Source organism: Actinomadura sp. NPDC049753 (genome assembly GCF_040674655.1).
In the GTDB taxonomy this organism is placed as follows: domain Bacteria; phylum Actinomycetota; class Actinomycetes; order Streptosporangiales; family Streptosporangiaceae; genus Spirillospora; species Spirillospora verrucosospora.
Window position 1 is genome coordinate 1 of record NZ_JBFARL010000280.1, and the last position, 8,179, is coordinate 8,179.

Sequence of the window (8,179 nt, forward strand, 5' to 3'; positions counted from 1 at the left end):
CCGCGCCCGGCGCCCCCGCTCGCGGTCCCGGGCCGCCGGGCCCGGCCCCTCCTGCGGCAGCGGCCGCGCCCCGGCTCCGACCGACCCGCCGTCGACCATGCTGCGCCCCCTTCAGGGACGGAGACCCCTCTCCGTTCCCGACGTAAGAGAGTGCAGGTCAGCGAGCTGATCGGGGCGCGAAGACAGCGGCGTGTCGCGAAATGCGGGGACGCCCGGCGATCCGCGGGGGGCGCCCTTTACCAGCTGCTGGACAGCGGCTTGCCCTCGGCGTAGCCGGACGGGCTCTGGATCCCGACCACGGCGCGCTCGTGGAACTCCTCCAGGGTCCGCGCGCCCGCGTAGGTGCACGAGCTGCGCAGCCCCGCCACGATCGAGTCGATCAGGTCCTCGACGCCGGGCCGCTGCGGGTCCAGGAACATCCGGGAGGTGGAGATGCCCTCCTCGAACAGGGCCTTGCGGGCCCGGTCGAAGGGGGAGTCCTCGGCGGTGCGCAGCCGCACCGCCCGGGCGGACGCCATGCCGAAGCTCTCCTTGTAGAGCCGCCCGTCCGCGGCCCGCTGCAGGTCGCCCGGCGACTCGTAGGTGCCGGCGAACCACGAGCCCACCATCACGTTCGCGGCGCCCGCGGCGAGCGCCAGCGCGACGTCGCGCGGGTGCCGGACGCCGCCGTCCGCCCACACGTGGCGGCCGAGCCGGCGCGCCTCGGCGGCGCACTCCAGCACCGCGGAGAACTGCGGGCGGCCGACGCCCGTCATCATCCGGGTGGTGCACATCGCGCCGGGGCCGACGCCGACCTTGACGATGTCGGCGCCCGCCTCGATCAGCTCGCGGGTGCCCTCGGCGGTCACCACGTTCCCCGCGACGACCGGGACGGCGGGGTCCAGCGCCCGGACCGCGGCGAGCGCGCTGATCATCTTGTCCTGGTGGCCGTGCGCGGTGTCGACGACGATCAGGTCGGCGCCCGCCTCCAGCAGCGCCTTGGCCTTGCCGGCGACGTCGCCGTTCACGCCCACCGCCGCGGCGACGCGCAGCCGGCCGGCGGCGTCCACGGCCGGCCGGTAGAGCGTGGCGCGCAGCGCGCCGGTGCGGGTGAGGACGCCGGCGAGGCGGCCTCCGGCGTCCACGACGGGGGCGAGCCTGTGACCGCGCTCGTGCAGCCGGTTGAACGCCTCCCTCGGGTCGACGCCCGCGGGCAGCGTGACGAGGTCGCGGGACATGATGTCGCGGAGCTGGGCGAACCGGTCCACGCCCATGCAGTCGGCCTCGGTGACGACGCCCACCGGACGGTCGTCCTCGACGACGATCACGGCGTTGTGCGCGCGTTTCGGCAGCAGCGCCAGTGCGTCGCCGGCCGTGCTGGAGGGGTCCAGCCGGATCGCGGTGTCCACCACCAGGTCGCGGCCCTTGACCCACTCGATGACCTCGGCGACGACGTCGACCGGGATGTCCTGCGGGAGCACCGCGACGCCGCCGCGCCGGGCGGCGGTCTCGGCCATCCGGCGGCCGGACACGGCCGTCATGTTGGCCACCACGAGCGGGATGGTCGTCCCGCTGCCGTCCGAGGTGGCCAGGTCGACCTCCAGGCGCGACCCGACGGAGGAACGGCGGGGGACCATGAAGACGTCGTTGTAGGTGAGATCGTGAGCGGAACGCTCACCGTTCAGCAGGTGCACGGCAGTACTACACACCAATCGCGTTCGCAGTGGCTGGGCCACCGTACATTCTCGGCGATACCCGGCCGTGCTCCCGCCGAGGCCGGCGGCCGGACGCCCCGGACCGCCCCGCGGCCGCGGGCAGAGCCCGTGACCAGGGGTGATGACACTGTGTCCCGGGAGGGCGTCGAGTGTCGTCTCCGCCCGTCTTCCCTCCTCCCTCCAGGGATAACGAAAGTGGGCCCGTGCACCTGATGCAAAACGGTGCAACGTGGGGCTTGGCTCTCTGTAAAGTTACCTCTTGACGTAACTGCGCCCCCGATGCACTTTTCTTACATGTGCCTCGCGCGGACGGCGGATCCGCCGTAGGGGGTGGGCCAGAAGAACACCGGGAGAAGCGCATGCAGGTCACGCACGTCGTCCCGGTCGGCCATGCCCGCCCGCGCCGCCGGCCGCCCCGACCGGGCCGCGATCGCCGGAGCGGCCATGGCCGTCCGGCGCGTCCACCGCCCGGGCCGTGTCGCGCCGCGCGAGCGGCGCGGGTCCGGCAGCGTTGCGCTTTCGTACCGGTTTCTGCGGCATTTAAAACGTCGCCGCCCGGAACCGGTCACCGACGCTTCGACGGCCATCGGGCAGGGCGAACACGAGCAAGATCAATATTTGACGTCATACCGTCCTGAAATGGAATGATCTTGCAGTTGCTGGCAAAACGATTCATCACATGTCGAGGAGGAGAGCCGTGCTGGATGCGGTCGACGCCGTGCTCGTCCGCGAGCTCCAGCGGGATGGCAGGGCGACGTTCCAGGCGCTCGCCGATCGCGTCGGGCTTTCCCGCACGGCGGTGCGGGCACGGGTGCAGCACCTTCTCGAAACCCAGGTCGTCCGCGTCGTCGGCATCGTGCACGCCGCCGTCGTCGGCGCGGAGGCGATCGGGCACGTGTCGGTCACCGTGGCCGGCTCGGCGAGGGAGGTGGCCGAGACCGTCGCCGAGCGCGCCGCGGTCAGCTTCACCGCGCTGACCGCGGGCCCGTACGACCTGGTCGCCCAGGTGCGCACCCGCGACGACGCCGCGCTCGCGGCCGAGGTGGACCACATCAGGTCCGTCGCCGGCGTCCGCGCGGCCGAGGTGTTCCGGTCGGTGTCCACCGTGCGCGACACGCACGCGGTGGTGCGCGAGCTCGGCGAGGTCACCCTCGACGACATCGACTGGCGGCTGCTGCACGAGCTGCAGCGCGACGGCCGCGCCCCCTACACCCGGCTCGCGCACGTCATCGGCCTCTCGCAGGCCGCCACCCGGGCCCGGGTGGTCAGGCTCATGCGCACCGGCGTCATCCAGGTGACCGGCCTCGCCGACCCCCTGGCGCTCGGCGCCGCGGAGCTCGGCGGGTTCGGGCTGGTGGTGACGGGCGGGCTCCGCAAGGTCGCCGACGCGGTCGCCGCCCAGGACGGCGTCCGCTACCTGGCGACCGGCTTCGGCCGCTACGACATCGTCGGGCAGGTCGAAGCGGCCTCGCGCGCCGAGCTGGTGGCGGTGTTCGACGCCATCCGGTCGGTGTCCGGGGTGACGGTACGGGAGTCCTGGCACCACCTCGACGTGGTGAAGGAGTCCTACGCCGTCCGACTGCCCGAGCAGCCCCTCAACGGGGCGGTCTGAACGCGGCCCGCGGCCCGCGGCCCGCGGCCCGGCCACGGCGCGACCGTGGCCGGGGCGCGGGCCCCCGCTAGTCGCGGCTGAGGGCGACCTCTTCCAGGTCCAGCTCGTGCATGACGCCGGCGAGGACCTCGTCGTCGATGCGCCGCTCGTCCCGCATCCGCACGAAGACCCGGCGCTCGGCCATCAGCATCTCCCGCCGCAGGCGCCGGTACGTCGCCGTCGGCACCTCCTCGCCCTCCGGGCCCGTCCCGCCGCCGAGCCGCTCCCAGGCGCGCAGCTGCCGGTGCTCGGCGAGCTGCCGCAGCCGCTCCACGACCGACGCGTCGAGCCGCTCCTCGGCGTCGAGCTCCTCCAGCCGCTCCAGCGCGGCCTGCGCGGCGGCGTGCTGCGCGCCCGCCAGAGCGACGGTGTCGGCGTAGCGCTCCCGGTCGCCGCCGATGCCGAGCGCGCGGATCAGCGCGGGGAACGTCAGCCCCTGCACCAGCAGCGTCCCGAGGACGGTGGTGAACGTCAGGAACAGGATCAGGTCGCGCCCCGGGAACGGCGTGTCGCCCGAGGCGACGAACGGGATCGCGAACGCGGCGGCGAGCGAGACCACCCCGCGCATCCCGGCCCACGACACCACGACCAGGCCGCGCCAGCCCACGGTCGGCAGCGCCCGTTCCCGCCGCGACAGCAGCCGCGGGACCTGCGAGGCGGGGAACACCCACACGAACCGGGCCGCCACCGTGACGGCGAACACCGCGGTCGACCACCAGGCCAGCTCCTGCCAGCTCCGTCCCGACATCTCGTGGACGATCGGGGGCAGCTGCAGGCCGATGAGCAGGAAGACCACCGACTCCAGAAGGAAGACCATGACCTTCCAGAAGGAGTGCCCGATCAGGCGGGTCACCGCCGCGGACTGGGTCTCCCGGTTGCCCAGGTACAGGCCGCTGACCACCACGGCGATCACCCCGGAGGCGTGCGCGCTCTCGGCGAGGAGGTAGGCGGCGAACGGGGCCACCAGCGCGACGCCGTTCTCCACCAGCGGGTCGTTCAGCCGGGTCCGCAGCCAGTGCAGCGGCGGCCCGAGCAGCAGCCCGACCGCCGCGCCCACGACGGCGGAGAACAGGAAGCGTCCCACGCCGTCCAGGAGGGTGAACCCGGCGCCCGTCGCCGCGATCAGCGCCACCCGGAACGCGGTCAGCGCCGTCGCGTCGTTGAACAGGCTCTCCCCGACCAGGACCGTCACCGTCCGGCGCGGCAGGCCGAGGCGCTGCGCGATGCTCACCGCCGCCACCGCGTCCGGCGGCGCCACGATCGCGCCGAGCACGAACGCCGCCGCGAGCGGCAGGTCAGGAACGATCAGGTGCGCCACGTATCCCACGGCGAACGTCGTGAACAGCACCAGCCCCACCGACAGCAGGCCGATGGACCAGACGTTCTCCCGGAGGTTGCTGAACGAGCTGTTCCACGCCGCGGAGAACAGCAGCGGCGGCAGGAACACGAACAGTACGAACTCGGGTTCGAGTTCGAACTCCGGCACTCCCGGGACGAAGGAGAAGGCGAGGCCCGCGATCACCAGGACCAGCGGCGCCGCCAGGCCGAGGCGCCGCGCGCCCGCGGCCACCATCAGGGCGCCGACCGGTACGGCCAGCAGCCAGAGTGCGTGCGTCGTTCCCACCGCCGAATCATGGCATGACCGGGCGGTACCGGCGTCGCGCGGGCGGCCCGGCCGGACCGGGAGGAACAGGGCCGGGGGCGGTCAGCGGGCGTGGTCGTCGCGGTGCGGCGCCTGCTTGGCGAAGGTCAGGAAGTCCCGGGCGGCGGGCGGCAGCCGGCGGTGCGCGTGCACGAGGCCGATCATGCGGGTGAGCGGCGGCATGAACGAGCGGACCGTCACCCCTTCGGTGTCGTCGATCTGGTTGCGGTACCAGAGTAAGGAGCCCCGCCCGGCGCGGACCCAGCCGAGCCAGGCGCCGCGCTCGTCGGACTCCACCGCGGCGACCGGCCGCGCGCCGATCCGCCGCAGCATCGTGTCGATCTCCGCGCGGCGGGCGCCGCCGCGGGCGGGCAGGACGAGCCGCATCCCGTCCAGCGCGGCGGGCGGCACCGGTTCGCGGACCTTCAGCGCGCGCGGGGAGATCAGCACCACCTCGCGCTGCTCGTACGGGTGCGCGGTCATGTCGCCGGGGACGGGGAGGTCGGTCAGCGCCAGGTCGGCGCGGCCCCCGCGCAGCACCGCCGCGATCTGGTCGCGGTCCGCGCAGCGCACCACCCGGACCCGCACGGCGGGCTGGTCGCGCGCGAAGCGGGGGATGAGGCCGCCGGTCAGCTCCGGCTCCAGCGACGCGGTGACCGCGATGCGCAGCTCGGCGCCGCGCCCGTCGGCGCGCGTGACCGCCAGTCCCTCGATCGCGTCGACGGCGTCCAGGGCGACCCGGGCCTGCCGGACGACCTGCTCCCCGGCGGGCGTGAGGACGACCCCGCGGCCGGACCGCGCGAACAGCTCCAGGCCGAGCTCGCGCTCGAGTTCGCGTACCGCCCGCGACAGCGCGGGCTGGGCCACGTAGAGGGCTTGGGCCGCCGACGTCATCGTGCCATGGTCGGCGGTCGCCACGACATAGCGCAGCTGCCGCAGATTCATGCACTGACCGTATGCCAACGAACCGCTCCGGTCCTGGACATAGCCGGATTAGGACCGGGGAATCAGCGGACCGGTCCGGCGATCAGCCCCCGGGCTCGGGCGTGGTCCTCCCGGCGCGCTCGGCCGGGACGGTCTCCGGCTCGGGCTGCAGTTGCGGCGCGCCCACCCCGCACTGGCGCCGGCATTCCGGCTGGACCGGTTCCCCGGCCGGCGTCTGCAGCGCGTCGTCGCCGACGGTGAGGAAGGACAGCACGGCCCCCGCCGCCAGGAGCGCGGCGCATGTGATCATCGCCAGCCGGAACCCGTGCGAGAAGTCCACCGGGTTCTTGAAGGCGTCGCCCGTCAGCCCCGCCAGCGGCGGGATCGCCGCCACCGCCAGCAGCCCGGCGGCCCGCGCCACCGCGTTGTTGACGCCGCTGGCCACGCCCGCGTGGCGGACGTCGGCGGTCGCCAGGACCGTGGCGGTCAGCGGCGCGACCACCGCCGCCAGCCCCAGCCCGAACACCACCACGGCCGGCAGGACGTCCCGGACGTAGGAGGCGTCCGCGCCGATCCGGCCCACCAGGAGCATCCCGAGGGCCGCCACCACCAGGCCGACGGTCATCGGCAGCCGAGGGCCGATCTTCTGCGCGAGCGCGCCCGCCCGGGCCGACAGCAGCAGCATCAGCACGGTGACCGGCAGCAGCGCCGTCCCGGCCGCGATGGGCGAGAACCCGGTGACGACCTGAAGGTTGAGGACGAACAGGAAGAACATCACGCCCATCCCGCCGTACATGATGAACGTGACGACGTTGACGGCCGAGAACTGCCGGGAGGAGAACACGTCCAGCGGCAGCATCGGCTGCGGCGCCTCCCGCCCCGCACGTCTGCGCGGCCGCCCGCGCAGACGTTCGAGCACCACGCTCACCGAGACGCAGGACGTGGACGGCACGCTCGGCTACGGCGGGACCCGCACCGTCGCCGGCGCCGGCCGCGGCACCCTCACATGGCTGGCCGGGTCCGGCTCGGTCGTCTCCAGGGGCAGGGCGGTGTACCGGGTCGACGACAGGCCGGTGCCGCTGCTGTACGGCAGGCTTCCGCTGTACAGGACGCTCGCCGAGGGGACGAAGGGCTCCGACGTCCTGCAGTTCGAGCGGAACCTGCGGGCACTCGGCTACACCGGGTTCACCGTCGACAGGACCTACGACGCCGCCACCGCGGCGGCCGTGCGGCGCTGGCAGGACGCCCTCGGCGTCGGCGAGACCGGCCGGGTCGCCCCCGGCGCGGCCGTCGTCGCGTCCGGCCGGATCCGGATCGCCGAACGCAAGGCGAACGTCGGCGACCGCGTCGGCGGGCCCGTCCTCACCTACACCGGCACGACCCGGGTCGTGTCCGTCGATCTGGACGTCGAGTACCAGCGGCTCGCGAAGAAGGGCGCGGAAGTGGAGATCGAACTGCCGTCCGGCGACACCGTCACCGGGCGGATCTCCTCGGTCGGGAAGGTCGCCAGGGAGGGGGCGCAGGACCAGCCGGCCACCGTGGAGGTCGAGATCGCGGTCGCCGGCCGCGCGAAGCTCGGCTCCTACGACAAGGCGCCCGTCGAGGTCCACCTCACCGCGAACCGGCATCCGGGCGTCCTCGCCGTGCCGGTCGGCGCGCTGATCGCCCGGGGCGACGGCGGCTACGCCGTCCAGGTCGTCCAGGACGGGCGGGTCCGCACGGTGCCGGTGGAGACCGGGGTGTTCGCCGGGGGCCGGGTCGAGGTCTCCGGACCTGGCCTCGCGGAGGCCATGAAGGTGGGGGTGCCGTCATGAGCCCGGTGGTGGAGCTAAGGGAGGTCACCAAGACCTATCCGGGCGGGGTCACCGCGCTGGACGCGGTGTCGCTCACCGTCGCGGAGCGCGAGCTCCTCGCGATCGTCGGGCCGTCCGGATCGGGGAAGTCGACGATGCTGCACCTGCTCGGCACGCTCGACCGGCCGAGCGCCGGCACCGTCCTCGTCGAGGGCGGGGACGTGTCGCGGCTCCCGGACCGGCGCCTGTCCGCGCTGCGCGCCCGGCGGATCGGCTTCGTGTTCCAGCAGTTCCACCTCGCCGCCGGCGTGAGCGCGCTCGACAACGTCGCCGACGGGCTCCTGTACGCGGGCGTCCCGCCGGCGCAGCGGCGCCGCCGGGCCCGCATGATGATGTGGGGCGACCGCCACTACGCGCCGGAGGGCCCGCCTCTGATCATCGGGCACCGGGGCTGCGACGGCACGCTGACCCCCGC

General features: G+C 74.1%; 7 protein-coding genes. 3 read left to right on the forward strand and 4 right to left on the reverse strand.

What is annotated here, in order from left to right; genetic code table 11:
• Nucleotides 1-236 precede the first annotated feature (236 nt).
• Entirely contained in the window at nt 237-1,673 is a 1,437-nt protein-coding gene (locus tag AB0K37_RS38295) for a GuaB1 family IMP dehydrogenase-related protein (RefSeq protein ID WP_363990041.1), read from the reverse strand.
• A 718-nt stretch (nt 1,674-2,391) separates the two neighbouring features.
• Between AB0K37_RS38295 and AB0K37_RS38300 the strand changes: the two genes are divergently transcribed.
• Complete coding sequence (locus AB0K37_RS38300; RefSeq protein WP_363990044.1) at nt 2,392-3,306, forward strand: Lrp/AsnC family transcriptional regulator; 915 nt, start codon at nt 2,392-2,394, stop codon at nt 3,304-3,306.
• A gap of 67 nt (nt 3,307-3,373) precedes the next feature.
• Here the strand turns inward: AB0K37_RS38300 and AB0K37_RS38305 are convergent, their stop codons facing one another.
• The 3 genes from AB0K37_RS38305 to AB0K37_RS38315 form a co-directional block, all read right to left on the reverse strand.
• Nucleotides 3,374-4,969, reverse strand: coding sequence for a Na+/H+ antiporter (locus AB0K37_RS38305; RefSeq protein WP_363990047.1), 1,596 nt, complete (start codon nt 4,967-4,969; stop codon nt 3,374-3,376).
• 81 nt (nt 4,970-5,050) lie between these two features.
• Nucleotides 5,051-5,932, reverse strand: coding sequence for a LysR family transcriptional regulator (locus AB0K37_RS38310; protein WP_363990050.1), 882 nt, complete (start codon nt 5,930-5,932; stop codon nt 5,051-5,053).
• 82 nt (nt 5,933-6,014) lie between these two features.
• Nucleotides 6,015-6,770, reverse strand: a complete 756-nt coding sequence (locus AB0K37_RS38315; RefSeq protein WP_363990053.1) for an MFS transporter — start codon at nt 6,768-6,770, stop codon at nt 6,015-6,017.
• Between AB0K37_RS38315 and AB0K37_RS38320 the strand changes: the two genes are divergently transcribed.
• Complete coding sequence (locus AB0K37_RS38320) at nt 6,715-7,725, forward strand: peptidoglycan-binding protein (RefSeq protein ID WP_363990055.1); 1,011 nt, start codon at nt 6,715-6,717, stop codon at nt 7,723-7,725. The two genes, AB0K37_RS38315 and AB0K37_RS38320, sit on opposite strands and share 56 nt — an antisense overlap.
• Nucleotides 7,722-8,179, forward strand: a 458-nt coding sequence (locus AB0K37_RS38325) for an ATP-binding cassette domain-containing protein (RefSeq protein ID WP_363990058.1), incomplete at its 3' end; no start/stop codon positions are given. The genes AB0K37_RS38320 and AB0K37_RS38325, both read left to right, overlap by 4 nt.

Excerpts from the sequence above, each read along its gene's own strand:
- AB0K37_RS38310 (WP_363990050.1), bottom strand. The coding sequence starts at position 5,932 with ATGAATCTGCGGCAGCTGCGCTATGTCGTGGCGACCGCCGACCATGGC.
- AB0K37_RS38315 (WP_363990053.1), bottom strand. The coding sequence starts at position 6,770 with ATGCTGCCGCTGGACGTGTTCTCCTCCCGGCAGTTCTCGGCCGTCAAC.